The organism is Lysinibacillus sp. 38-6, assembly GCF_046245175.1.
GTDB lineage: Bacteria > Bacillota > Bacilli > Bacillales_A > Planococcaceae > Lysinibacillus.
In genome coordinates this window covers 1,162,986-1,187,821 of sequence record NZ_CP176417.1, presented here as the reverse complement: position 1 = coordinate 1,187,821, position 24,836 = coordinate 1,162,986, and the positions used below count along the sequence as shown (strand labels likewise).

Here is a 24,836-nt window from a genome sequence, read left to right as displayed (position 1 = left end):
AGGTGGTAGCCCTTTATGTGCATAATGCACGTTAATCAAAGGAGGAAATGAAAGTGGCTGAAATTAAAGTCCCTGAATTAGCAGAATCGATTACAGAAGGTAGTATTGCACAATGGGTTAAAAAAGTGGGCGACCGCGTGGAAAAAGGTGAATTCATCGTTGAACTTGAGACAGATAAAGTAAATGCTGAAATCATTTCTGAAGAAGCTGGGGTTTTAACACAAATTTTAGCTGAAGAAGGCGATACTGTTCTTGTAGGTCAAGTGATTGCAGTTGTAGAAGCTGGCGAAGGCGCAGCAGCAGCACCTGCAGCAGCGGCACCAGTGGAAGCAGCACCTGCACCTGTAGCGGCTCAAGCAGTTGCAACACCAACACCAGCAGCACCAGTTGTGGAAGAAACTTCTGGCGAACGTGTCATTGCTTCTCCAGCAGCACGTAAACTTGCTCGTGAAAAAGGTATTGATCTAGCTGCTGTATCTCCAGTAGATCCACAAGGACGCGTACGTGTACAAGATGTGGCAGCTCACGGTACAGCACCTGTAGCAGCACCACAAGCAAAACCAGCAGCACCAGTAGCTCAAGCAGCAGTTACTGTTGACGATTCACGTGTAACCGTTGAAAAAATGAGCCGTCGTCGTCAAACAATTGCGAAACGTCTTCTTGAAGTGAAGCAATCAACTGCTATGCTAACAACATTCAATGAAGTAGATATGACAAACGTTATGGCATTACGTTCACGTAAAAAAGATCAATTCTTTGAGTCAACGGGCTCTAAGCTTGGTTTCATGTCATTCTTCACAAAAGCTGTTGTAGCAGCACTTAAAAAATACCCTTACGTGAATGCTCAAATCGTTGGCGATGAAATTCACTTAAATAACTTCTTTGATATTGGTGTAGCTGTATCAACTGAAGAAGGTTTAGTAGTACCAGTTGTGCGCGATGCAGACCGTAAAAACTTTGCTGAAATTGAAGATTCAATTGCAGATTTAGCCAAAAAAGCACGCGACAAAAAATTAGGTTTAGCTGATCTTCAAGGTGGATCATTCACTATTACAAATGGTGGTGTATTCGGTTCATTAATGTCAACACCTATTATGAACGGTACACAAGCTGCTATTTTAGGTATGCACTCAATTAAAAAACGTCCAGTAGAAGTAAATGGTGAAGTAGAAATCCGTCCAATGATGTACCTAGCATTATCTTACGACCACCGCATTATCGATGGTAAAGATTCTGTTGGCTTCCTTAAAACTGTTAAAGAGTTACTTGAAAATCCAGAAGATTTATTATTAAATTCTTAATTCCTGAAAATGATATACTCTAACCCTGCAAACTTAATGTTTTGCAGGGTTTTTTCATGGTATGTAAAGTATTGGCTTGTTATTTAAAATTTGAGACGTAACGAAATTTGTCAGACGTGGGACGAAAGACTATTATGGCGCTTACTAAACGAATCATAAGCATTATGATCAAAGGACTTTATAATAATATTTTATGAAGTATTCTAATCATTCAGCAACTCGACCGCTTTCTTTCTCGATGTTTTTATCGGATGGAAGTAAGGTAATTGTCTCATATTATCATTAGTCAGAAAAATGATAAAACTATCTTGACGAATATGCTAGCTTTATAGTAATATCTATTTATCAATTAAATAAACAAACCTCACTTTTGTTTTGTGAGGTAGAGGCGCGGTATTTATTAGTCCATTGCTGAGTATAAGCAAGCGTAGACGTAATGGAGAAGGAAATATCGCCGAAGCATAAAAGGAGCTCGTACTTTTATGCTGGGTCTGCAGTGAATAAGTGCAGGACTGTCCTAGTAAATCTAATTCCAGTTTACTAGGTTGTGCTATCTCGGAAACATGGAAATTATAGTGAGGATTTGGGCAACTGTCAATTAAAGGTAAGACCTAAGTTCACAACTTAGGTCTTTTTTTGTACAGTTGCTTTATTTTTTTTACAGAAAAGGAGAGTTTTAGATGAAAAGAAAATGGTTGCTATTTATGTTAACGGCAATGACAGCAATTTTGTTAGCGGCGTGTGGAACTGGTGACAAAAAAGATGACAACACAGCAGGCGATGCTACAAATGATGAAAAAGGTGGAGAATTCCGCATTGGTATGGAGGCAGGTTATCCTCCTTTTAACTGGACGCAGCAAGATGATGCAAATGGAGCAGTAAAAATCGCTGATAATGCAGAGTATGCAGGCGGCTACGATGTCCAAATGGCGAAAAAGATCGCTGAAGGTTTAGGGAAAGAATTAGTCATTGTCAAAATGGAATGGGACGGTTTAGTGCCAGCACTTCAATCGAAAAAAATTGATGCCATTGTAGCAGGGATGTCTCCTACAAAGGAACGTAAACAAACAATTGATTTCACTGAAAACTACTATACTTCTGATTTCGTAATGGTCATTCAAAAAGGAAGTAAATATGAAAATGCCAAATCGATTCAAGATTTCTCAGGAGCAAAAGTAACATCACAGCTAAATACATCTAACTACAATGTGATCGATCAAATTAAAGGTGTAGACAAGCAAACAGCGATGGAAAACTTCTCAGCAATGCGTGTAGCACTTGAAGCGGGTAAAATTGATGGTTATGTTGCAGAACGTCCGGAAGGTATTTCAGCTGCAGCAGCAAATGATAAATTTACATTTGTATCATTTGAAGAAGGATTTGATACAGATATTTCAAATACATCCATTGCTGTCGGTTTACGTAAAGGTGATGCAAGCTTAGATAAAATCAATGAAATTCTAAAAGGTATTTCAGAAGATGATCGCCAAAAAATTATGGAAGAGGCAATTTTACAACAACCTGCAGCACAATAATATAGGTGGGGCTGTCCTAATCGGAAAAATAGTATACGAAGAAGTTTTCTAGTATGCTATTTTTCAATTCTAAGCGATGCTCATGCTAAAAAATACGTTTAGAGGACTTTGGGGCAGCAACCGCTATCATATAGTTGATTCAGAGAGAAAATTATTCTGAACAACGCATGTCTAAGAAGTATGTCACATAATTTGAACAAAGCTTTACATTCAAATGAAGAGATGATTTCGCTAAGACATAATGGATATCAAGCAACTACACGTTGTTAGGAGGAACATCATGAGTTTTGATTGGATCATTTCTATTATAGAAAACAACTGGCAAATGTTTTTACGGGGTACGTATTATACTTTACTTATTTCCATAATTAGTACAATTATTGGTGCATTCATCGGATTTTTTATTGGGATTATGCATACCATTCCAGTTCGTAAAAAAGGTATAAAATATTATTTATTAAAATTAGCTAATTTTATACTGACATGCTATGTTGAATTTTTCCGTGGTACACCAATGATTGTACAAGCAATGGTCGTATATTACGGACTAGATATTGCTTTTGGCATCGATATGCACTTTATTACTGCAGGGATTTTAGTCGTATCACTTAATACCGGAGCATATATGGCTGAAATCGTGCGCGGTGGAATTGTGTCGATTGATAAAGGTCAATACGAAGCTGCTTCAGCCATTGGTATGGGGCATGTACAAATTATGATGAATGTTGTTTTACCCCAAGTAGCACGTAATGTGTTACCTGCAACTGGTAACCAATTAATTATGAATATTAAAGATACGGCTGTATTAAATGTCATCGGCGTTACGGAATTATACTTCCAAACAAAATCGATTGCTGGAAATAACTTCCGCTATTTTGAATCTTTCTTTGTAGCATGTGTGCTTTACTTTATTATGACATTTACAGCATCAAGAATTTTACTATATGTTGAAAAACGTCTTGATGGTCCGGATGCTTACCAAAAACAACCGAAAGAAATTGACTAGGGGGACGAACAAATGGCAGTCATTCAAATAGAGCATTTAAGTAAATCATTTGGCCGTAACCAAGTGTTAAAAGATGTGAATTTTAAAGTCGAAAAGGGAGAGGTAGTATGTTTAATCGGGTCATCAGGCTCGGGAAAATCAACCCTTCTGCGTTGCATTAATTTACTTGAAACACCAAGTGGCGGAGAAATTATTTATAAAGGGGAAAATATTTTAGACGAAAAGCATAATATTCAAGCGTATCGAACACATTTAGGAATGGTTTTCCAACAGTTTAATTTATTTAATAATCACAATGTCTTGAAAAATTGTACAGTCGGACAAGTGAAAGTATTAAAACGATCGAAAGAAGAAGCAGAAAAAACTGCTTTGAAGTATCTTCAAATCGTCGGCATGGATCAATATGTCCATGCGAAACCTCGTCAACTTTCTGGAGGGCAAAAGCAACGTGTAGCCATTGCGCGCGCACTTTCGATGAATCCTGATGTGATGTTATTCGATGAGCCAACATCTGCTCTAGACCCAGAGATGGTTGGGGAAGTGTTAAAAGTCATGCGTGAGCTAGCCAATGCCGGCAATACGATGCTGATTGTCACACATGAAATGGAGTTTGCCAAGGAAGTGGCAGACAGGGTCGTATTTATGGATAAGGGCATCATTGTAGAAGAAGGGCCACCATCAAAAGTGCTGGTAAACCCTGATCACGAACGGACAAAAGAGTTTTTAAAACGAACGCTGAAATAAGGTTACTAGCATTTTTATGATTGTATAAAAGTTTAAAAAAAGTGAGTCCATAGAAAAGGACTCACTTTTGCTTAGTATAAAATTATTTTTGTAGTTTTCATGACATACCTTAATTGGTTGATTGGAGTGGAGGGCGTTAATTCCTGCTCAGTACACACAAAAACGTAAGTCGCAATAATCCACGCGTTCGCGAGGGTTGCGGCTTACTATGCAGAGCAGAAATCGTCGGCCCGCAACGCAAATCAACGGCAGTTGCCACTATTTATTTTCTAGAATTCCATTCTGCATATAAAATAAAGCAAATGGCGAATGCTACTGCGATAATAAAAAACCATTGTGGTACTCCACCAAAACTCATATGAACACCTCGATATTAGATTTTAATAGTATGAACTAGACAAATAATTACGTTAGTAAGGACTAAATATAGTCTTCTATAGTTTTTTCTCCACAAAAGAGCTAAAATCGTATAAAATAAACAATAGACATTAGCTAAGGGCTAGTAAAGAGAGGTAGAGAAATTATGTTACATTTAAAATGGAAAGATGCACCAACACTTCGTACAGTTACTTGCAAACATACGAATGCATCTAAATATTTAGTATCAAACGTTTTAACAGTTGGAAAAGAATATGAAGTAAAAAATGAAACAGAAGAGTTCATTTTTATCATCGACAACACTGGTAATGTCGGTGGTTATTATAAAGAGTATTTCGCATAAAAATAATAAAGGGGTGTCTCACAGTAGTGCTGAGACACCCCTTTGTATATTTTAGCGACCCAGACTATTATTCCGACATTTTTGGTCTTTTTATTTCAGCTACATCTTGTTGTAAATGTTGTTTTTCCTGTTCTGTAGCTGTATGTAAGGCAAAAACATCCTGAATGGCCATTTTAAGCTCTTGTTGTGTTTCTTTAAATTTAGAAACTTGTTGTTCAAAAGTAGGGTTCGTAAATCGTTCATTCGTACGTGCTAGTCGTTCCTCTAACTGTGCATAGTGGTGGTCCATATTCATGGACAGCATCATAGCTAATTGATTTTTCCAAAGTGGAATAAGTGTAACGATGGAAAATTCGATTTTCTCTGCAAGCGTTTGATTCGCCTGTTGAATCATACGTATTTGAGGTGCAGTTTGTAAAGCGACTTGCTGGGAAACTTGCAAATCATAAATACGCTGATCTAGTCGTTCAAGCTGTGCTGCAAAATCATTGAGTTGCTGGATGGCTAGTGGTTGTTTCGTTGACTGGGCGATGTCGAGTTTACCAGCTAACTCTATTTCAATCGCTTGTTGTTTTTTCATTTGTCCTGCAGCGATGGCAGTAGCTAGCTCTTCAAAAAAGCCTCGATTATGTGTGTAAAGTTGCTCTAACAGCTCAACGTCTCGAATTAGTTGTAACTGAGCCCGTTCAAGTTGAACACCAATTCGTTCTACTTGAATACTTATACGCTCAAATTCCGTTAACGTTTGTTTTACACTAGGACTCGTTTTACCGAACATTTTTTTAAAGAAGGAAGGCTTCTTAGGCTCTAGGGCAGTAGGGTCAACACGGTCTAATGTTTGCATTAAAGAATCAAGCATTTGGCCAATTTTCGTGACATCCTTATCTTTTACTTGAGCGAGCATTCGATCTGCAAATTGAGATACAGCACGCTGAGAATCTTGGCCTAATGTTAAAACAGATTCAAAATTTGTTAAATCAATTTGACTCGCATATAACAGGGCGCGACTTTGAGCAAGTGGAGAAAGCGTTTCATAGGTCGCCATCGCTTCAGCATTGGATGATTGTAAATAATTTTCGACTAAAGGTGAAAGACCTGGTAACGAATCTAGAGGAACAATCGCATCTCTGTTCGCTGTCATTTATCATCGCCTCGCCATTCCAGTTGTTCTTTCCTTCTCGAATTGGAACGGTTCGCGAATTCGATTTCCATTTGAAGATGATCGATATCATTTGCAAGCGCATCTTTTAAATCAATTTGGAATGTAGAATTTAAATCCGTTAACGTTTCACGTGTTTTAGATAAGGTGATTTGAATTTCTTTATCTTTGACGGGCTGCTTTGACAGCATCGTATATTTATCAGTCAATTCTACGGCAGAAGGAAGGTGCGCATAAAAAAACGGCTCCACATTGTAAAACTTTCGCGGATCAGTTTTGACAATTTTTACGATGTTTTTTGAAATACGTGTCATTTCAAGTAATTGTTTAAAAGCAGAGACTGAACGGACACGCAAATAGTTTTGACTCAATGTTTGAATATGTTTGTTGGCTGTAGAAAGCTGTAATTCGATATGTTTAAACTCTTCTTTTGTAATACCTGCTATTTGCATAACTTTTCTTTTCTGATTATGTTTTAGCAACGCTGTACTTGTTGCATATGTTCCAGCAAATAATAAACCACCAAGGAAGAATCCTGGATTTGCCGCAATGGCTGCGATAGAAACAGTTGATAGGGAAATGAAAAGGCTAGCGGTATGTCTAGAGAAAAACTGTCCGATACTGAGCATAGTTTCTTCCTCCTTGCTTTGCAATATGTCTACTTTCTAATACGTATGAATCGACATAAAGTTTCAATAAGTATTATCGGCTTTTATTAATTTTACTGCTGTTTGCTTAGTTTCTCAATGAATATACTTCAAATTTGTCTCATGAAGTACCTGTATTTTTTATAGTATGTTCGTTTTCTAAAAAGACCATTAGTATTTGACCGTTTATTTCCGTTTTTCTTGCGCGAAAAGGGTAGGAGAAAAAAGAAGCCAGACTTAAACAATGTCCGACTCCATACGTACATAACCTTTTAAATCGTCAAATAGCTCGATAGCAAATGAATTGGAATCGGCCTGCGGACTAACGCCTTTTTGAACAAATACAAGAAATTCATCGATTGCTTTTTTTGCCCCTTCGACTTCAACTTCTATTTGCTCTTGTGCGTTTAATTTGCAATACCCTTTCAAGCCAAGTTCCATCGCTTTTTGTTTAATGAAAAAACGATAGCCCGTTCCATATACATCACCGAAAAATTTGATCAGCGCTCTTTTGTTCACGCTAAAACCTCCCCATAGTAGAAGAGGGTAGTCCCTCTACTTTACTGCATCACACGTTCTTTTTCTAAATACGTAATTAAATTGTTAATATAAAATAGAACACGTTCAGAAGCTTCATCTACCTCTTTTAAATAGTTGTCTGCTTGGTCAATATGTCCAGCTTTAAAGGCTTCTGCAGCTAGCTTGGCTGAATTGTGTACACGTACGTGATAGTCGTCTAAATCACGATAATCTTGTAAATGGCCAAAGCGTTCCACTGTGCGGGAAGCTGTATACCATTTTCCTAATCGGCATTCCGTATGGGAAGATACGTCGCTTGGTTGGACGTCTTCTAAACCAAGGAACATATTATAAATACGCCATTTCCATAAAATATGGTCTGCTTTCGATAATTGTAATAGGGCAATTGAAGAAAGCTGGACGTTATTATTCGCTATGATGTCTTGACGGAAACGATTAATCTCTTTTCCTAATAAGTGAATATCGCTAGATGTATTCGTACTATAGTCGCGAATATCTTCTTGCAGGCTAGATATTTCAATCATTCGAGCAGATACTTCGTCAATCGCCGCTGCTTGTTCCTGTGAAATAGCAGCAGTATTTGTCACATCTAGATTAATGCCTTCAATGGCAGTGACAATGGCATTTAACAGTGGTAACGATTGTTTTGCTTCATTAGTGGCTTCTTGAATAATCGATGTCGTTTCTGCAATAGAGTGCGACACATCATTGGAGTAACTTTTTAAATGATGAACATTTGTAGACACTTCACCTAGTGCAGAGACTGTTCCTTCCGCTAGCTTGCGCACTTCTTGAGCGACAACAGCGAAGCCTTTACCATGTTCACCAGCACGTGCGGCTTCAATTGAAGCATTCAAAGCTAGTAAGTTTGTTTGATCGGCAATTTGGTTAATCAATGTGACAACGTGTTCAATATCATTTACACGTTTTTGAAGTTCCGTAAACGAGTCAACGATCGTTGTAAATGTTTGCTCTGTTTTGAAAATTTCCGATAATGCATGTTCAATGGCATTTTTTCCTTTTACGGCATGGTCGACAGATTCAGTTGTTTTCTCGGATATATGAGAAGACATGCGCGCAACTTCGTTAATGGAAGCGGCAATTTCTTCAGTAGCAGCTGTTGAGGATTGGATTTCTTCATTTTGTTTGTCTAGACTATATACTAAATCTTTCATGTACATAATTTTTGCATTGACATCCATTAGGGAAGAGATTTCCGATACAACGTTTTCAATGATGCGCTCTGTCAGTACTTCAACAAGTAATTCTTGGTCTACATTGACAGCCGATTGGAAAGATTTCATATACGCAAAAGCTTTATGTGGTTTTAAACCAAAATTATGTAATATATAGGTCGTAATATAAAAGGCAAATTGGTTGAACACAACGATTAGTTTACCTGGTTCATAGTGGTTTTTTCGAAACAAATTAAAAAATTTTACGGTTTCATCTACATATGCATCATCACGAGTGGCTAAGAAAAATTGCGTTAAATATTGATTAATATTTGCTTCACTAATTGTTTGTTGAGAGGAAGGTGAAATTTCAGTTAAATAATGTTTGAAAATAGCATTCATAGAAGGTGTAATATCTTTTAATTTGTAAAAGAGGGCTTTTAAGTTTTCTTCATCTTGAGAATGAAAATGATTAAAAGCCAAAGTTTGATGAAAGCGACCGGTTGCACTTAAATTAGTACCGCGCTTTAATAGTTCTTCGAGCTCGGCCTTAGGTCGAATACTTGAAAACATAAAAAAATACCTCCAAAAAATAATGAATATTAAGGTAATAATAGCATATAGCAGGGTCTTTTAATAGACATTTCCGGAGCGTTTGCTAAAATTAGAATATCTTATTACAGCAAGGAATGTGGCAAATATGTATACAATACTTTACATGAAAGCTGATTATGAGCCTTGGTGGAAATTTGAAGGCTGGGAAGCTTTTATTCAAACGAAAGAAACGTTTGATACAAAAGAACAATTTGAACAAGCATTACAACGGAAATTAAAACAGTTCCGATTAGCATATGAACATGAAGCGAGTAAAGAAGGGGGCTATTGGGCTTTTTGGTCAGAAGATGAAAGCTTTTATTGTGAGGCTTGTGATGATGATGCACAAGTATATCATGGCATAATAGCACTGGAAGGACATTGTTAAATCAATTTTCAAATTAATTAAAAAAACAATTTTCTTTATTTGACAAAATTATGAATGGTGGTATACTTAACTTAACAATTTAATTGCTTCACCGGTAACAAGGATTCACATATTACAAAAAGTGATCGCGTTAGTTCGGTACTCTTTGTAATATGTGAATTTTTTTAATACGTTGAAGAAATTACATATTGTTCACTTTTATTTTTTTGGAGGTTTTTTTACATGAAACAAGGTACAGTAAAATGGTTTAACTCAGAAAAAGGTTTTGGATTCATCGAAGTTGAAGGTGAAAACGACGTATTCGTACACTTCTCAGCTATCCAAGGCGAAGGTTTCAAAACACTTGACGAAGGTCAAAAAGTGGAATTCGAAGTTGTAGATGGCAACCGCGGACCACAAGCTGCTAACGTAACTAAACTTTAATTCTCAGTAATTAAAATTACTTTCGTTAAAAAAAAGCACCCTATTTCCGTAGGGTGCTTTTTTTGTATCCTTTTGAGCTAGTATTACTATTATACGAGCAACGTTGCAATAACTTCTTTAGTGCAGTCGGATTATTTTATCGCTTTTTGGGTAATAGGTATAGAGAGCGAAGGAGGAAGACCAATGCAGAATGATCAACACCTATTAGATGAGCAAGAGCAGAAAGACTTTTATCAAAAATTACGCCATAAATTAGTGCAATTTCTTGCCTCAAAATCTGGAAAAACACATAAATATGCTGACTATCTATTGTTTGTGCCCGATATATTTCATTTGTTAATTAAAATCGTAGCAGATCCTGCTATCGATTCGAAAAGTAAATCTTTAATAGGTGCTACAATAGCCTATTTTATTTTTCCGATGGATTTTTTACCTGAAGGGATATTTGGCTTTGGGGGCTTTCTCGATGATCTAATGTTAGCCACGTTTGTGCTTAATTTAATGATTAATAAATGGGGGGCTCCGGTTATTGAGAAACATTGGACAGGGGACAAGAAATTACTCGAGCTTTTACAAAATATTACCGAGACGAGTAATCAGTTAGTGCAAAACATCCCTGTGAAATCAATTTTCACAAAATATGTTAAACGTAAAACAAAATAATTTTATTATGTAAACTTGAAAACAGGTTCGTAAATTGCTGCTAAGAAAGAAGGAGAATGAATGATTTTAGAAGGTAGTGTAGGGAGCAGCGAAGGGCGGCAAGCTAGAGAGAACCGTACTGTGTTTAACTTGGCAATCAGCACTGTAGTATGTGTTGCGACTAATTGTGTTCGTTGACATAGCGAAAAAGTGTTAGTTTGACTGTATGCAAACTAGCACTTTTTCGCTCTTAACTTCAATATTGTATTCATTACCATGTAAATCGATTATGTTAAATAAACATTGGCCTGTATATTATTAAAGTTTAACTTTAACTTCGGTTCCGTCCTGTGCTTTTACATCTACAAGGACGATTCCCTTATTTGTTTTTAGTTCATGCAGGATAGGTTTAAGTGTTGCTTTTTCTATAAGTGGGATTGTAAAGTCTATTTTTTTTCTTTCAAAGTGTTCTTTTGTCCATTTGTTGGCCATTTGCTGAACAAGCTTTGAACATAAAATAGAAATAGCTATATTTATAAATACATATGGCACTGGTATTGTAAAATACATGCCTTTTGTTTTCACTTTTACTTGCATCATAGGCAAATCACTATTCGATAATAACTGAAACGGTATCACCGTTCGCAGATTTAATATCAACAATTTGGCCATCTAGTTCATTTTCGATTGCTTCAATAATAAGGTTGATATCTATATCTTTCACATACTTTTCTGATTGGGGTATGCTTGCTGCGATACTATGCCCAGCCATTAACACGACTTTTACAAGTTTTATTGGCAAATTCACTGTGACATTATCATTTTCAGCTGATACTACGCGTATTTTTAATGTTTTATCTAAATACTTTGTTGGTTTTTCTAAAAGGGTATTTGTCGTTTCTTCTTTATCTTTCAATGCTTGAATTAATTCAGATCCTTTATCTGCATCAATTTTACCTTCTTGAATCATCGTTAACACTCTTGAAATTTCATCTTTCATTTTTAGTTCCTCCTTATTCATCTTTTAAAAGCTTAATGGCTTCTTCAGGCGTAATTTCGCCGTTTTCTAACATCGTAACTATCTTTTTCTCATCGACATCATTTTTCTTCTTTTGTACATATCCGAGAGCAGAAATAATTTCTGTTAACTTGCCTCGCACTGTTGGATAGGAAATACCAAGTTCTTTTTCAACTTCTTTAATATTCCCTCTACACGTTAAAAATACTTCCACAAAATGTAGCTGGTCCTTTGATAATGATGCTATTTTTGATAATTCAAATTCATTTTCAATTGTCGTATGACAATGCGTGCAATGCAGCTTTGTAATTTTTAATGTTTTACTACAGACAGGACAATTCGTAATTACTTTATAAGCCATAATGAAGTTCCTTTCTTTTATTTAAATCGATTATACAATATAAAATTAATAAAATAAACAATAAAAATTAATTTATTTAATTTTAGTTTTAAAAATGTTAATTTTAGAATTAATGATTTTAATATTAGCGTAAGGAGTGTAAATTGGGGATTTTCGGGTTGCTGCTCTGTTTGTACCTTGCAAAAGTCGTTATTAGCTAAACGAAAGCAAGCCCAACCACTATCGTGCGAAAATAGTGGAAGGCTTGTCTAATTTTTAATGGCAAAAGATTTAGGGGAAATCGATTGTTTGCTGCATGTTTTTTCGTAAGACATCTACCGGTATAAACAAACCTACTCGTCCATAAGGGTCCTTTTTCATTGTGGCGAAAATAATGCCGATGACTTCTCCATCGCTATTGAGGACTGGGCTGCCACTATTCCCTTTATAGACAGGGGCTTGCATCATCATGACAGGCTCTTGCCAACTAGCAAGTTGCGTTTCTTTCAGCAACGTCCCTTCATTTGCAATACCTGTAAAGGCTAGCGGATTCCCGATGAAATATAGAGTATCACCTTCTTGATAAGTAGGATTCGTAGCAAGAGTTAGCGAGGGAAGATGACTACCCGTAACTTGTAAAAGTGCTAAATCGACTTCAGGAAAGCTTTCAAGTAATTGAGCCTCCATAAGCCCTTCTTCAGGGAAAACGACTGACAAGGAAAGTGCGTTTTCCACAACATGCGCGTTGGTTACTATGAGACCATCTGGTGAAATAACGAAGCCAGTCCCTTTACTAGTCCCAGTTGATATTTCAACAATGGCTTTTTTATAGGCTTGAATATCTTCTTGGGCAGATAATCGACTCGACACTTTAATAAATTCGAGAGCGGGAATGGAGTATATTTGAAAAATAAGGGCAAACGTATTAAAAAATAGTACGAACGCCATACACCACATCATCCATTTTAAGAGGGGTTTTTGTTTTTTCGGCTTTTGACCATTAAGACGTCGTTCTCGTTCCTCAGCTAGCGCTTTTTGTTGTTCAGCAAGAACGAGTTCAATGAATTCTTCTTCTGTTAAGTCTTCGGTCGTTTGCTTATGTATATCGCTCATCACAGCTACCTCCTTCCTTAAGAAAAAAGGCGCCAAGCGAGACGCCTATATAAACAATTTATTCGATTTTTTGAAGCGTTGATGAAATAATAACTGATTCACCATTCGTTGTGAGCATTTCGTCTTTCGTTTGGACAAGTCCTACACCTTTGGCGAAATATTTAGATGTCGTTAAGTTGTCTGTTTTTTTTCGAAGCTCGATGACATCGTGGAACGTACTATATTCCGTTGTCATAGAAGCTGTTGTCGAAACGATGTCCCAGCCATTAAAACGACGCCCAACTTCCAACGGCTGTTGTAAAATGATTTCAATCACGGGCAGCGTGGCTATTTCTTGTGCTGACGCGAGAGTAGGGATTTCATCCACTGCTTCCATATAGACGAGTTCTATCGCAAAATCCGTCATGCGATAGACTTTTAATAAGGTGACACCACCATTGTTTTCTATTTGTGCAATAGACGATGCATCAATGTATTTTGTTTGAAGTGTGTAACTAGCAAATTCATTTCCTTCACCTTGATAATAAGCAGTGGAGCCATCCGCTGGAAAATAAACCGCAAGATCATGTTGGTCTGGACTATTGCTAGTCGAGTGACGAAGCTGTTGTTCTTCATGTTGCTGCGTTTTACAGCCAACAAGTATGAATGCTAGAAAAAATACGAATGTAATTCGTTTCATAGCAAACTCCTTTAGCATTTTTCTTTTAGTATACGTGAATGGAAGATTAGTTACGAATATTAAGCGAACCAGTTTTCTAAAAATGAAATATGCTTTTTCGTTGCATCTACTTTGACCCGTAAGCCAAGGGGCATTGCATGCAATGGATGCGTATGGCAACAATCCACTTCGGCCAAGATTGGTATAGCTAAACCATCGAGCTGTTCAACAAGCACGTCATAAGGTTTTCGTCCAGTTCCTTCATCATCGTATTGCTCATGTTTGCCTAAAATGATGGCAGCGGCTTTGTCGAAGAAGCCATGTAGTTTCAGCATGGCGAAGTTTTTTTCTACTACAGCAATTGATTTAGAAGTATCTTCTAACAGTAAAATATCGCCTTCCTTTATTTGGGGGAAGTAGGGTGTTCCGATAAAGCCATACATCGTATTGATATTCCCACCGATTAAACGCCCTTCTGCACTTCCTGGTTGAACGGTTATCCAAGCATTGTCATGTTGTGTTTTTTGTGCTGTCTTTTCAAGCCAATTAAGCCGATCGTCCGTCCAAATAGGGGGGAGTGGCATAGCAAAGGGAAGTGTTACGGATTGCATAAACATATCTTTGAAATATTGTTCTGTGTATTGAACGAATGGCGGAAATTCACCAAAAGTTGACGCAACAGAAGGCCCATAAAATACTGGAATACCGGTTTTTGCGTAAATGGCCAGTAAAATAGCGGTGACATCTGATAAGCCAACGATCATTTTAGGAGATTGTTGAATCGCGCCATAATCGATATAAGGCAACATACTGTTTGCATTCGTGCCACCCATTGTTGGTAAAATCATTTTAACAGTCGGGTCTCGCAGTAACTCATTGAGCTCTTGGGCGCGCTCTTTCGGCGTACCAGAACGATACGTATCATTTTTACCAGTGAGTGAACCTTCTTTAATTGTTAAGCCAAGTGCTTGTAATCGTGCTTTGCCACGTTCATAACGGGCGCGTGCAATAACGGAAGCTGGTTTTGAAGGCGAGTAAATACCAATTGTATCGCCTTTTTCTAATGGGGAAAACATACAATACCTCTTTCTATTAATATTGTAGCCCATTATACATGACTTGCGAAAAATATGGTTAAACTCATGAACTTAATGAAAGAGCTGTTAAAAATAACAAAAATAAAGTCCTTTCATAGAAATAGAAATTTCAATAATATTATTATGTAAATCAATACTGGAAACTTGCGATACAGAGTGGAATTGACTATGATAATGAAGAATTAAAAATTGGGGGGACGATGCTATGTATCGACAAGTAGATGATTTTTTAAATGAGTGGACAAATGCAGCGAATGGAACTGTTCAAGTACTGAAAGCAATGACCGACGAAACATTAAGTCAAAGCATTGTAGAAGGTCACAATTCCCTAGGCTGGTTAGGCTGGCATTTAGTAGGTGCAGCCGGTTATTTTAGTTATTTAGCAGGCTTAAAGGTGCCGATGATTCGTCAAGAAGACCCTGTTCCAGCAAGTGCTGCTGAAATTGTAGCAACTTATGAAAAAACAGCGAACAGTATTAAAGAGGAAGCAGCGAAGTTTTCGAACGAAGACTTACTGGAGGAAGTGAAAGGTTTTAATGGACCAATTACGCGAGGCGCTTTATTACGTGCGCTAATTGATCATCAAACACATCATCGTGGTCAAATGACCGTATTATTACGCCAAGCAGGCTTACCTGTACCAGGCGTCTTAGGTCCGACAAAAGAAATGCAATAATCGAAACAGACGGCAAATACGCGAAGTATTTGTCGTTTTTTATATGAACATGACTTATATATTTCCTTTTTTACAAAATCCTCTAGTTATATATCGCGTAAAATCGCTCTCAGCTAGCACTATCTATTAATGTGTTATTTTTCATCATTAATTACTTTACAAATGGAACTGAAAACAACATCAAAAAACTCCCCCAAGCGAGTGGGGGAGCGAAATCTTGCGTTGTATAACGATGGATTATTTTAAGCCTTGGCTATCTTTCCATTCTAAAAACTCATCGTAAGTTAATTGTTTGTCTAAAATTGAACCATCTTCACGGATTTCAATGACACGGTTAGCAATCGTTTGGATGAACTGGTGGTCATGAGATGTGAAAATCATCGCACCTTTGAAGCGGATTAAACCTTCATTTAGCGCTTGAATTGACTCAAGGTCAAGGTGGTTCGTTGGTTCATCAAGTAAAATCACATTGGCTGTTGCTAACATCATTTTTGACAACATACAACGCACTTTTTCTCCCCCTGATAAGACAGAAGGGGATTTTTTCACTTCTTCACCAGAGAATAGCATACGACCTAAGAATCCACGTAGGAAGCTTTCTGTTTCGTCATCAGGTGAGTATTGACGAAGCCATTCTACTAATGATTTTTCTGAGCCTTCGAAGTATTTATCATGATCGTTTTCGAAGTAGCTTTGAGATGTTGTCACACCCCATTTAAATGTACCAGCATCTGCTTCTTTTTCTTCCATTAGGATATCAAGAAGTGCTGTTTTTGCCATAGGGCTACCAAGTAATACGATTTTATCGTCTTTATTCATTGAGAAGCGAATATCTTTAAATAACGTTTGACCATCTTGACTCGCTGTCAAACCATCCACTGTTAAGACATCATTACCGATTTCACGGCCGATTTGGAAGTTGATAAATGGATATTTACGGCTAGATGGTTTAATATCATCAAGCTCAATTTTATCCAACATTTTTTTACGTGATGTTGCTTGTTTTGACTTTGACGCATTGGCAGAGAAACGAGCAATAAACGCTTGTAATTCTTTAATTTTTTCTTCTTTTTTCGAATTTTGGTCTTGCGCCATTTTTTGCGCTAATTGAGAAGATTCATACCAGAAATCGTAGTTACCAACATATAATTGGATTTTAGAGAAATCAAGATCCGCAATATGCGTACATACTTTGTTTAAGAAGTGACGGTCATGGGATACAACGATAACTGTATTTTCAAAGTTAATTAGGAATTCTTCTAACCATTGAATTGCTTTTAAGTCAAGGTGGTTGGTAGGCTCATCCAGTAATAGAACATCTGGTTGACCGAATAAAGCTTGTGCTAATAATACTTTGACTTTGTCAGAACCTTCAAGGTCACCCATTAACATATAGTGAAGGTCATCTGAGATGCCTAAACCGTTTAATAATGTTGCTGCTTCAGATTCAGCTTCCCAACCGTTTAGCTCTGCAAATTCACCTTCTAATTCAGCAGCACGCATGCCATCTTCATCAGAGAAATCTTCTTTTGCATAAATTGCATCTTTTTCATTTTTTACGTCATATAGGCGTTTGTTACCCATAATAACGGTATCAAGCACTGTATGCTCGTCGTATTCAAAGTGGTTTTGTTTAAGGACAGATAAACGTTCGTCCTTACCCATTGATACATTTCCTTCTTGTGCTTCAATTTCACCAGAAAGAATTTTTAGGAATGTTGATTTTCCTGCACCGTTTGCTCCGATTAAACCGTAGCAATTCCCTGGTGTGAATTTTATATTTACGTCTTCAAATAGTTTACGATCGCCATAGCGAAGACCTACATTACTTACTTGAATCATGCAAGTTCCTCCTTTTTTCACAATGGCTCTAGTATATCATGAAATATGTTCCATAGTCTATAAACATTATGACATCAACGTTTCGGAGTTCATAGTTCGCCTTTTATATAGAAAATCAATGGAACTCGTTATTGTTTTTCATCGTTATATCAGACTGAAAGCCTAAAAATCTAGGTATAGTTGACTTTGAAGATGGAATCATGTAAGATATTGCAAAATTGAAAATGTTACATTCTATGAAAAAGACAGTAATTCATTTTGTGCTGCAAAGCGAGTTAGGGACGGTGTGAGCCTAATGCAGAACGTTTGAATGAAACGCACTTTGGAGAAATTTCTCGAACTGTAAGTAGAGAATATCGGGGCGTCACCTCGTTAACAATTGAAAGTGGTCATATGAATGGCAACTAGAGTGGTACCACGGGAATCTATGCTCTCGTCTCTTAAGGAGACGGGGGCTTTTTTTATTTTAATTAAGGGGGAAATCGAGATGAATGAACAAATTGCAACAAGCTTAGCTATGGCGTTAAATCATCAATTAACAGGAACAGAAATTGAATTATTACTAGAAAAACCGAAACATGTAGCTGTAGGTGATGTAGCACTACCATGTTTTCAATTAGCGAAAAAGCTCGGGAAATCACCTCAAACGATAGCAGCTGACATTAAAAAGAATTTGCAGTGTGACATGATACAGTCCGTTGACATCGTAGGAGGGTATGTGAATTTATTTTTCAATCAAGCCATTATTACCCAACAAGTATTAACGAAGATTGTGCAGGAACAACAATTATATGGCACACATGTAGCCAATAAAGGCAATGTAGTGTTCGATTTTTCTTCTCCGAATATTGCCAAGCCCTTTTCCATGGGGCATTTACGCTCAACAGTCATCGGCAATGCGCTCGCTAATCTTGCGGAGAAAAATGGCTATCACGCCATTCGTATTAATCATTTAGGCGATTGGGGAACGCAGTTTGGAAAATTAATTGTTGCCTATAAACGATGGGGACAACAGCAAACCATTGCAGCTGCACCGATTGAGGAACTATTGAAAATCTACGTGAAGTTCCATGAAGAAGCTGAGCAAGACGCTACATTAATTGAGGAAGCGCGTGCTGCATTTAAAGCGTTAGAGGACAAAGACGAAGAGGCACTTGCGCTTTGGCAATGGTTTAGAGAAGTATCATTAACAGAATTTAAAGCGTTGTATCAGCTGCTAGGCATTCATTTTGATACATACGACGGAGAAGCTTTCTATAATGATAAAATGCAGACGGTTGTAGATGAATTACAAGATAAAGGTTTGCTGACACTTTCTGACGGTGCGTATGTCGTAGAATTAGAAAATATGCCACCTTGTATTATAAAGAAAACTGACGGGGCAACATTATATGCTACGCGTGATTTAGCAGCAGCCTTTTATCGTATAAAGCACTATCAACCTGAAAAAATATTCTATGTTGTAGGACATGAACAATCGCTCCATTTCCAACAATTGTTTCATGTAGTGGAGAAAATGGGCTATGACTGGGCACAAAACTTACGTCATGTTGCTTTTGGGATGATGCTAAAAGATGGGAAGAAGATGTCAACACGTAAGGGGAAAATTGTGTTACTCGACGATGTCTTGACAGAAGCAATCGAAACGGCCAAACAAAATATTGAAAGTAAAAATCCACATTTACAAAATAAAGAGGAAGTGGCAAAACAGGTCGGGGTTGGGGCGGTTATTTTCAATGATTTAAAAAATGATCGCTTACATAATATTGACTTTTCAATTGAGCAAATGCTGCAATTTGAAGGAGAAACAGGGCCTTATATTCAATATACGTTTGCTCGCACTCAGTCTATTTTAGCAAAAGTGAATGTGCAAGTTGATGAAACACTTCTCCCATTAGGCGATCAAGCATGGCAAGTTATTATATTGCTGGAACAATTCCCGCGTGTAGTTTCAAGTGCCTATGAACAAGCTGACCCATCATTAGTTGCTAAATTTGCTTTACAATTAGCACGCAACTTTAACAAATATTATGCAAACAATAAAATTTTAGTAAATGATGCTATGCAAAATAGTCGCATAACATTATGTCATTGTGTGGCCATTGTTTTAAAAGAATCGTTAGCATTATTAGGTATGAGCGCACCTGCAAATATGTAAGAAGGGCCGCGTTGCATGTAGCAAGATGATGATTATATGCCGATAATATTGACGTTAAACAGAAAAAATGGTAAAAAGTATATAAGAAATCAGATGTCTGACAACATGCTTTGTCCATGAAGTTGAGAAAGACAAAGCGTGAATGACCAGGAAGAAAGGTACGTAACATGATGAATAATAAACAATGGACGACATCGATAGTATTCGTTGTTGTCAGTATTTTTTTCGTTGCGCTCAATATGCGACCAGCAGTAACAGCCATTGGGCCACTGTTTAATGTGTTAATGGATTCGCTGCATGTATCCAATACGCAAATGAGTTTATTAACATCTATTCCTGTGTTTTGTATGGGGCTCTTTGCACCAGTGGCTGTTCCATTGCAAAAACGGCTTGGTACGAAGTTTGCTATTGCTTTGTTGTTAACGCTTATTGCTCTCGCAAATGGACTACGATTGTTGAAAGAAAGTTATGTATTATTAGTTGGAACAAGTTTTGCAGTAGGCTTTGCCATCGCAATTATCGGTCCGATGTTAAATGCATTTATTAAAGAAAAATTTCCTAATCGTTTTACGACAGTTGTCGGGGTTTACTCGTTTGGCATTGGAACAGGCGCCACATTAAGTGCGGCATTAACCGTATCTTTTTATAATGGATTTCAGCAAAACTGGACAATTGCGCTTGGTAGCTGGGCTGTGCTTGCAGTTGTAGCTCTAATGATTTGGTTACTGGTCATTGAAAACAAGCAAGTACGCCCTCGTGAGCACGAGAACGAACAATCGAAGGAAGCGGCACGTAATCCGTGGAAAAACGCGCGTGCATGGACGATTTTACTTTATTTTGGCTTACAAACATCTTTGTTTTTCTCACTTATGTCGTGGCTTACACCTATGCTACAAGATAAAGGTATGTCGCTAGTTGCAGCAAGTACAATGCTCACTTTTTTATCGATCGTGCAAATGATAGGCAATATTGTCGTGCCGTTGTTAATGGAAAAATGGTCTAGTCGTATTCATTGGCTACTGTCTTTAGGAATTATGGGCGTGATTGGTTTTGCGCTTTTATCGGTCGGAACAGGATTCGTCTTGTGGATGGCGGTATTGATTATTGGGGTTGTACTGAGTGGCTTGTTTCCGATTGGATTATTATTACCATTGGATGAAGCACGCAATCAGACAGAAGCCAATAGCTGGTCATCGATGGTTCTATCTGGTGGTTTTATGATGAGCGCTGTGATTCCAACGTTCATCGGTTATTGTTATGATGTAACTGGCAATCATGCCTACACTTATGCAATTTTTTTGGCCTTAATGCTCGGCATTCTTTGTACGACACTTATATTAAAGAAAAGAACATGATATGGACAGGACAATAGGCATGCTTGTTTGAATAAGCATGTCTTTTTTGTATGCAATATGTTTTATCGATAATAATATTATGTAAACTTGAATCGAATGCCATCCTTGTTTATGATAGAATAGGAAAGAAGTTGAGATAGAAAGTATTGGTGAATGTATGCGAAATAAGATGCTAATCGTTGGAGTGGCTACCTTCTTATTAACAGGTTGTAGTGATCCAACTGTGGCAGATATGTTTAACGAGGACAAGGCTGACGTCCAATCGGAACAGCCGGTGGTCAAGCAGGAAGAAAAGCTTGTGCCAGAAGTGAAGGTTGTGGGGGAAGACGCAATTGGTGCAGGCATTATTGTGAAAAAAGAGCCATCGATGCTTTATATTGTTACGAATGGAGCACTCGTTGCATCAAAGCCAACAGCACTTGTACAATTTAGTAATGACAAGCTGGTAGAAGCAGAAGTACGCTATATGTCGACAGCCTATAATATTGCTGTGCTACAAGTGAAGTATAAAGCTGCAGTCAATGTTCCGACCGTTTATAATGGATCATTAGATGACTTAGCTGTTTATGTAGATGGCTTACCACAGACCATCAAAAAATATAATGACAAGATAGCAGCTTATTATATTGATGTAAAACAGCCATTACCACCGGGTAGCCCCGTAATGGAAGCGGAGAATGGTCAAATCGTCGGCATATATTTTAATCGTCAACAACAAGGTGTTGCACAACCATACATATTGCCGTTGCAAGATATTGACACGTTACTAGATGAATGGATAACAGACGGCATGAAAGTAAAAGACCGTTTATCCCAATCAAAAAATCTCTATGCCTACAGTGAAGATGGTGACAAAGAAGCTGTGCAACAGGCAATTGAGAAATATGGTAAGGATGTTTTTGCTTATAATGCAGATGAGGTGAAACTATTTATTGACACATTCCATGAGCATTTAAAAGCAGCTGTTGCGATTAATGATGCAAGTGTCATGAAGGTGGTCACTGGTGCGGAGGATTTACAGCACACGTTAGAAGAAATGGTAGCCTATTATGCATCTAAACATGCGAAAATTCATTTTTCCAATACGACGATTAAACGTATTGAGAAAGTTGGACAAAATATTGTCGTACATGCAAAAACGGAATATGTACTAACCAATTCAGCGGGGCAAGAGGCGCTAGCCAATTCCATGATGACTTATGAAATTTTTAAAAATGAACAAGGCGAGTACAAGCTTATTCGTCTTATAGCAGAGGAGTGAGATACACTATGGAGCAAGCAAGACAAATGCTACAGCACCACTTTGGGTATGATTCGTTTCGTAACGGACAAGCCCAAATTATTGAGCAAACGTTAAGTGGACAATCGAGTCTTTGTGTCATGCCAACCGGTGGCGGTAAATCGATTTGCTATCAAATTCCGGCATTGATGCTGGATGGTATAACGATTGTCATCTCACCGTTAATTTCACTTATGCAAGATCAGGTAGAGTCGTTGCGAGCAGCGAATATACCAGCTGCTTATATTAATAGTACGTTATCGACACAAGAAGTAGATGAAACAATGCAACTTGCAAGTGCAGGTTATTTAAAGCTTTTATATATTGCTCCAGAACGATTAGAAAGTGCAGCGTTTTTACAGGCGTTATCACAGCTATATGTGCCATTACTAGCAGTTGATGAGGCACACTGTATTTCACAGTGGGGTCACGATTTTCGCCCAAGCTATCGTGCGATTCAAAAGCTGTTTACGCTATGGTCTCAAAAGCCAACGGTGCTTGCACTAACGGCTACGGCAACACCAGCTGTTTGCGAAGATATTCGTCAGTTATTGACCATTGATGAAAATGCAACACTGATTACTGGCTTTGAACGTGAAAACTTAGCCTTCACTGTGTTAATCGGTGAAAATAAAGAACGCTATATTAAAAATTATATTGAAAAAAATAAAACAGAAGTCGGTATTATTTATGCGGCGACACGTAAATCGGTTGATGGATTGTATGACATCCTTGCACGAGCGGGCGTATCCGTTGCCAAATACCATGCGGGGTTACCAGAAGATTTGCGTGTGTCCGAGCAAGAGCGATTTTTAAAGGATGAAGCGCGTATTATGATAGCCACGAATGCGTTCGGCATGGGAATCGATAAAAGTAATGTCCGTTTTGTTATACATTATCAAATGCCGCGTAATATGGAGAGCTACTATCAAGAAGCTGGGCGTGCAGGGCGCGATGGCTTACCTAGTGCCTGCATATTGCTTTATGCTTCAGGGGATGTCCAAACACAGCGTTTTTTAATTGAACAAACGCGTGATGAAGCGCGTATTGCACAAGAATTAGAAAAATTACAAACGATGGTCGATTATTGCCATACAGAGGGCTGCCTGCAAAATGCGATTTTAACCTATTTTGGTGAAGAAGCAGGCGAACCTTGTCACCGCTGCAGTAATTGTCAAGATAATAGAGAAGTCAAAGATGTCACAGAAGATGCACAGAAAGTATTAGCTTGTGTCGTACGCATGGGCCAAAAATTCGGTAAAACAATGGTGGCGCAAGTATTGATTGGCTCTAAAAATCAAAAAGTGCTTGAATTTGGCTTTGCTAGACTATCCACTTATGGCATTTTAAAAGGGCAGTCTGCAAAGGATGTGTCAAATTTTATTGAGTTTTTAATTGCTGAAGGGTTACTAGCTGTTAAGCACGGCACATTTCCTACGATTTATGTATCGGAGGAAGGGAAATCTGTGTTGTTAGGCAGCAGAACCGTGAGCCGAAAAGAAGCGGTTACTGTTCGAGTCCTGGCAAATAATGATCCATTGTTTGAACATTTACGATTATTACGTAAAGAGATTGCTGATGAAGAAAAAGTTCCGCCATTTGTTGTATTTTCGGATAAAACATTGCGTGAACTATGTGATAAAAAACCGCTTGAGCTAGAGGGGTTAAGAAAAATAAGTGGTATCGGTGAAGTGAAATTTGAGAAATATGGCAAACGTTTCTTCGAGGCCATGCAGTCATTTAACTTAGCGTCAAACATCAATGAGTAATGTAAAAAGAATCCATTGTGTACAAACACAAATGGATTCTTTTTATTGTTAAGTAGCCTTATTTCTCCCAATGTTTTGAAATAAATTCATCGCGGCCAGAAACAGCACGATCTTGCTCGTAATGATCTGCTTCTTTTTTATAATAATCTTGATGGTAATCTTCTGCTGGATAAAAGTGTTGAGCATCACGAATAATGGTTACAATAGGTTTATCGAAGCGTCCACTGTTCGCAAGTTTTTCTTTTGATGCCTCCGCAATTCTTTTTTGTTCTTCCGAATATGTAAAAATGGCGGTTGCATAGGATTCACCTCTGTCGTGAAACTGCCCATAGGCATCTGTCGGATCAATTTGCATCCAATAAATATCGAGTAATTGCTCGTAGCTAAATATCGAAGGGTCAAATTCAATTTCTACTACTTCCAAATGGCCAGAGTCGCCTTTTTTAACATCTTCATATGTTGGATTTTCTAAATGGCCACCCATATAGCCTGATGTGACCTTATGTATACCGTCCCATTCTACAAATGGCTTCACCATACACCAAAAACAGCCACCAGCAAACGTTGCTTTTTCAATCATGTTCATCATCCTTTCTTTTGTGAAAATATTATAGCATTTTTTTGCTCATAACTGGCAAATAGGGTGTAAAATAACG

General features: G+C 37.7%; 25 protein-coding genes, 1 riboswitch and 1 other annotated feature. Of the genes, 13 read left to right on the top strand and 12 right to left on the bottom strand.

Annotated features, from left to right (window positions below):
* The first annotated feature begins 53 nt into the window (after nt 1-53).
* From odhB to ACKVEV_RS06105, 5 genes are all read left to right on the top strand, one after another.
* Nucleotides 54-1,301, top strand: a complete 1,248-nt coding sequence (gene odhB / locus ACKVEV_RS06125) for a 2-oxoglutarate dehydrogenase complex dihydrolipoyllysine-residue succinyltransferase (RefSeq protein WP_409369519.1) — start codon at nt 54-56, stop codon at nt 1,299-1,301.
* A 375-nt stretch (nt 1,302-1,676) separates the two neighbouring features.
* Nucleotides 1,677-1,862, top strand: a riboswitch (Lysine riboswitch).
* Between the two features lie 119 nt (nt 1,863-1,981).
* Nucleotides 1,982-2,836 carry a transporter substrate-binding domain-containing protein gene (locus ACKVEV_RS06120; protein WP_409369518.1) on the top strand — a complete coding sequence of 285 codons (855 nt, stop codon included), beginning with the start codon at nt 1,982-1,984 and terminating at the stop codon, nt 2,834-2,836.
* 280 nt (nt 2,837-3,116) lie between these two features.
* A complete protein-coding gene (locus tag ACKVEV_RS06115; RefSeq protein ID WP_409369517.1) occupies nt 3,117-3,842 on the top strand; it encodes an amino acid ABC transporter permease in 726 nt (241 codons plus the stop codon).
* Between the two features lie 12 nt (nt 3,843-3,854).
* Nucleotides 3,855-4,586: an amino acid ABC transporter ATP-binding protein gene (locus tag ACKVEV_RS06110; protein ID WP_409369516.1), complete on the top strand. Its 732-nt coding sequence runs from the start codon at nt 3,855-3,857 to the stop codon at nt 4,584-4,586.
* Between the two features lie 523 nt (nt 4,587-5,109).
* A complete protein-coding gene (locus ACKVEV_RS06105; RefSeq protein ID WP_054611904.1) occupies nt 5,110-5,307 on the top strand; it encodes a DUF6501 family protein in 198 nt (65 codons plus the stop codon).
* 67 nt (nt 5,308-5,374) lie between these two features.
* Here ACKVEV_RS06105 and ACKVEV_RS06100 read toward each other — a convergent pair whose 3' ends face one another.
* The 4 genes from ACKVEV_RS06100 to ACKVEV_RS06085 form a co-directional block, all read right to left on the bottom strand.
* Nucleotides 5,375-6,448 carry a toxic anion resistance protein gene (locus tag ACKVEV_RS06100; RefSeq protein ID WP_409369515.1) on the bottom strand — a complete coding sequence of 358 codons (1,074 nt, stop codon included), beginning with the start codon at nt 6,446-6,448 and terminating at the stop codon, nt 5,375-5,377.
* The gene (locus ACKVEV_RS06095; protein ID WP_409369514.1) at nt 6,445-7,095 is read right to left on the bottom strand and encodes a 5-bromo-4-chloroindolyl phosphate hydrolysis family protein; all 651 of its coding nucleotides are present in this window, start codon (nt 7,093-7,095) and stop codon (nt 6,445-6,447) included. Before ACKVEV_RS06095 ends, ACKVEV_RS06100 begins: the two co-directional genes overlap by 4 nt.
* A 255-nt stretch (nt 7,096-7,350) precedes the next feature.
* Nucleotides 7,351-7,632 carry an acylphosphatase gene (locus tag ACKVEV_RS06090; RefSeq protein WP_409369513.1) on the bottom strand — a complete coding sequence of 94 codons (282 nt, stop codon included), beginning with the start codon at nt 7,630-7,632 and terminating at the stop codon, nt 7,351-7,353.
* 41 nt (nt 7,633-7,673) lie between these two features.
* Complete coding sequence (locus tag ACKVEV_RS06085; RefSeq protein ID WP_409369512.1) at nt 7,674-9,401, bottom strand: globin-coupled sensor protein; 1,728 nt, start codon at nt 9,399-9,401, stop codon at nt 7,674-7,676.
* A 127-nt stretch (nt 9,402-9,528) separates the two neighbouring features.
* Between ACKVEV_RS06085 and ACKVEV_RS06080 the strand changes: the two genes are divergently transcribed.
* The 3 genes from ACKVEV_RS06080 (at nt 9,529) to ACKVEV_RS06070 (ending at nt 10,896) form a co-directional block, all read left to right on the top strand.
* Nucleotides 9,529-9,810: a DUF1033 family protein gene (locus ACKVEV_RS06080; protein ID WP_409369511.1), complete on the top strand. Its 282-nt coding sequence runs from the start codon at nt 9,529-9,531 to the stop codon at nt 9,808-9,810.
* Nucleotides 9,811-10,032: 222 nt separating this feature from the next.
* Nucleotides 10,033-10,233, top strand: a complete 201-nt coding sequence (locus ACKVEV_RS06075) for a cold-shock protein (RefSeq protein WP_004230088.1) — start codon at nt 10,033-10,035, stop codon at nt 10,231-10,233.
* A 183-nt stretch (nt 10,234-10,416) separates the two neighbouring features.
* Nucleotides 10,417-10,896 carry a YkvA family protein gene (locus ACKVEV_RS06070; RefSeq protein WP_409369510.1) on the top strand — a complete coding sequence of 160 codons (480 nt, stop codon included), beginning with the start codon at nt 10,417-10,419 and terminating at the stop codon, nt 10,894-10,896.
* Nucleotides 10,897-11,193: 297 nt separating this feature from the next.
* Here ACKVEV_RS06070 and ACKVEV_RS06065 read toward each other — a convergent pair whose 3' ends face one another.
* The 6 genes from ACKVEV_RS06065 to ACKVEV_RS06040 all read right to left on the bottom strand — a co-directional run bounded on the left by ACKVEV_RS06065 (nt 11,194) and on the right by ACKVEV_RS06040 (nt 15,080).
* Nucleotides 11,194-11,475, bottom strand: a complete 282-nt coding sequence (locus ACKVEV_RS06065) for a hypothetical protein (protein ID WP_409369509.1) — start codon at nt 11,473-11,475, stop codon at nt 11,194-11,196.
* A gap of 10 nt (nt 11,476-11,485) precedes the next feature.
* Entirely contained in the window at nt 11,486-11,875 is a 390-nt protein-coding gene (locus ACKVEV_RS06060) for an SHOCT-like domain-containing protein (RefSeq protein ID WP_409369508.1), read from the bottom strand.
* A 13-nt stretch (nt 11,876-11,888) separates the two neighbouring features.
* Entirely contained in the window at nt 11,889-12,254 is a 366-nt protein-coding gene (locus ACKVEV_RS06055) for a DUF2089 domain-containing protein (protein WP_409369507.1), read from the bottom strand.
* A 270-nt stretch (nt 12,255-12,524) separates the two neighbouring features.
* Nucleotides 12,525-13,346: a S1C family serine protease gene (locus tag ACKVEV_RS06050; protein WP_409369506.1), complete on the bottom strand. Its 822-nt coding sequence runs from the start codon at nt 13,344-13,346 to the stop codon at nt 12,525-12,527.
* A gap of 58 nt (nt 13,347-13,404) precedes the next feature.
* On the bottom strand, nt 13,405-14,025 hold the full coding sequence (locus ACKVEV_RS06045; RefSeq protein WP_409369505.1) for a hypothetical protein: 621 nt from the start codon (nt 14,023-14,025) through the stop codon (nt 13,405-13,407).
* 59 nt (nt 14,026-14,084) lie between these two features.
* A complete protein-coding gene (locus tag ACKVEV_RS06040; protein ID WP_409369504.1) occupies nt 14,085-15,080 on the bottom strand; it encodes a S66 peptidase family protein in 996 nt (331 codons plus the stop codon).
* 226 nt (nt 15,081-15,306) lie between these two features.
* Here ACKVEV_RS06040 and ACKVEV_RS06035 point away from each other — a divergent pair, with 226 nt between their 5' ends.
* Nucleotides 15,307-15,777, top strand: a complete 471-nt coding sequence (locus ACKVEV_RS06035) for a DinB family protein (RefSeq protein ID WP_409369503.1) — start codon at nt 15,307-15,309, stop codon at nt 15,775-15,777.
* Nucleotides 15,778-16,014: 237 nt separating this feature from the next.
* Here the strand turns inward: ACKVEV_RS06035 and ACKVEV_RS06030 are convergent, their stop codons facing one another.
* Nucleotides 16,015-17,619 carry an ABC-F family ATP-binding cassette domain-containing protein gene (locus ACKVEV_RS06030; protein ID WP_402922412.1) on the bottom strand — a complete coding sequence of 535 codons (1,605 nt, stop codon included), beginning with the start codon at nt 17,617-17,619 and terminating at the stop codon, nt 16,015-16,017.
* Between the two features lie 227 nt (nt 17,620-17,846).
* Nucleotides 17,847-18,063 (top strand) — a binding site (T-box leader).
* Between the two features lie 43 nt (nt 18,064-18,106).
* Between ACKVEV_RS06030 and argS the strand changes: the two genes are divergently transcribed.
* From argS to recQ, 4 genes are all read left to right on the top strand, one after another.
* Nucleotides 18,107-19,777 carry an arginine--tRNA ligase gene (argS, locus tag ACKVEV_RS06025; protein WP_409369502.1) on the top strand — a complete coding sequence of 557 codons (1,671 nt, stop codon included), beginning with the start codon at nt 18,107-18,109 and terminating at the stop codon, nt 19,775-19,777.
* Nucleotides 19,778-19,944: 167 nt separating this feature from the next.
* Entirely contained in the window at nt 19,945-21,132 is a 1,188-nt protein-coding gene (locus ACKVEV_RS06020) for a CynX/NimT family MFS transporter (protein ID WP_409369501.1), read from the top strand.
* Between the two features lie 157 nt (nt 21,133-21,289).
* Nucleotides 21,290-22,393, top strand: a complete 1,104-nt coding sequence (locus ACKVEV_RS06015) for a hypothetical protein (protein ID WP_409369500.1) — start codon at nt 21,290-21,292, stop codon at nt 22,391-22,393.
* 8 nt (nt 22,394-22,401) lie between these two features.
* Nucleotides 22,402-24,180 (top strand): DNA helicase RecQ, encoded by a 1,779-nt coding sequence (recQ, locus tag ACKVEV_RS06010; RefSeq protein ID WP_409369499.1) that lies wholly within the window; start codon nt 22,402-22,404, stop codon nt 24,178-24,180.
* Between the two features lie 58 nt (nt 24,181-24,238).
* Here the strand turns inward: recQ and msrA are convergent, their stop codons facing one another.
* Nucleotides 24,239-24,760: a peptide-methionine (S)-S-oxide reductase MsrA gene (msrA, locus tag ACKVEV_RS06005; protein WP_409369498.1), complete on the bottom strand. Its 522-nt coding sequence runs from the start codon at nt 24,758-24,760 to the stop codon at nt 24,239-24,241.
* Nucleotides 24,761-24,836: the final 76 nt, after the last annotated feature.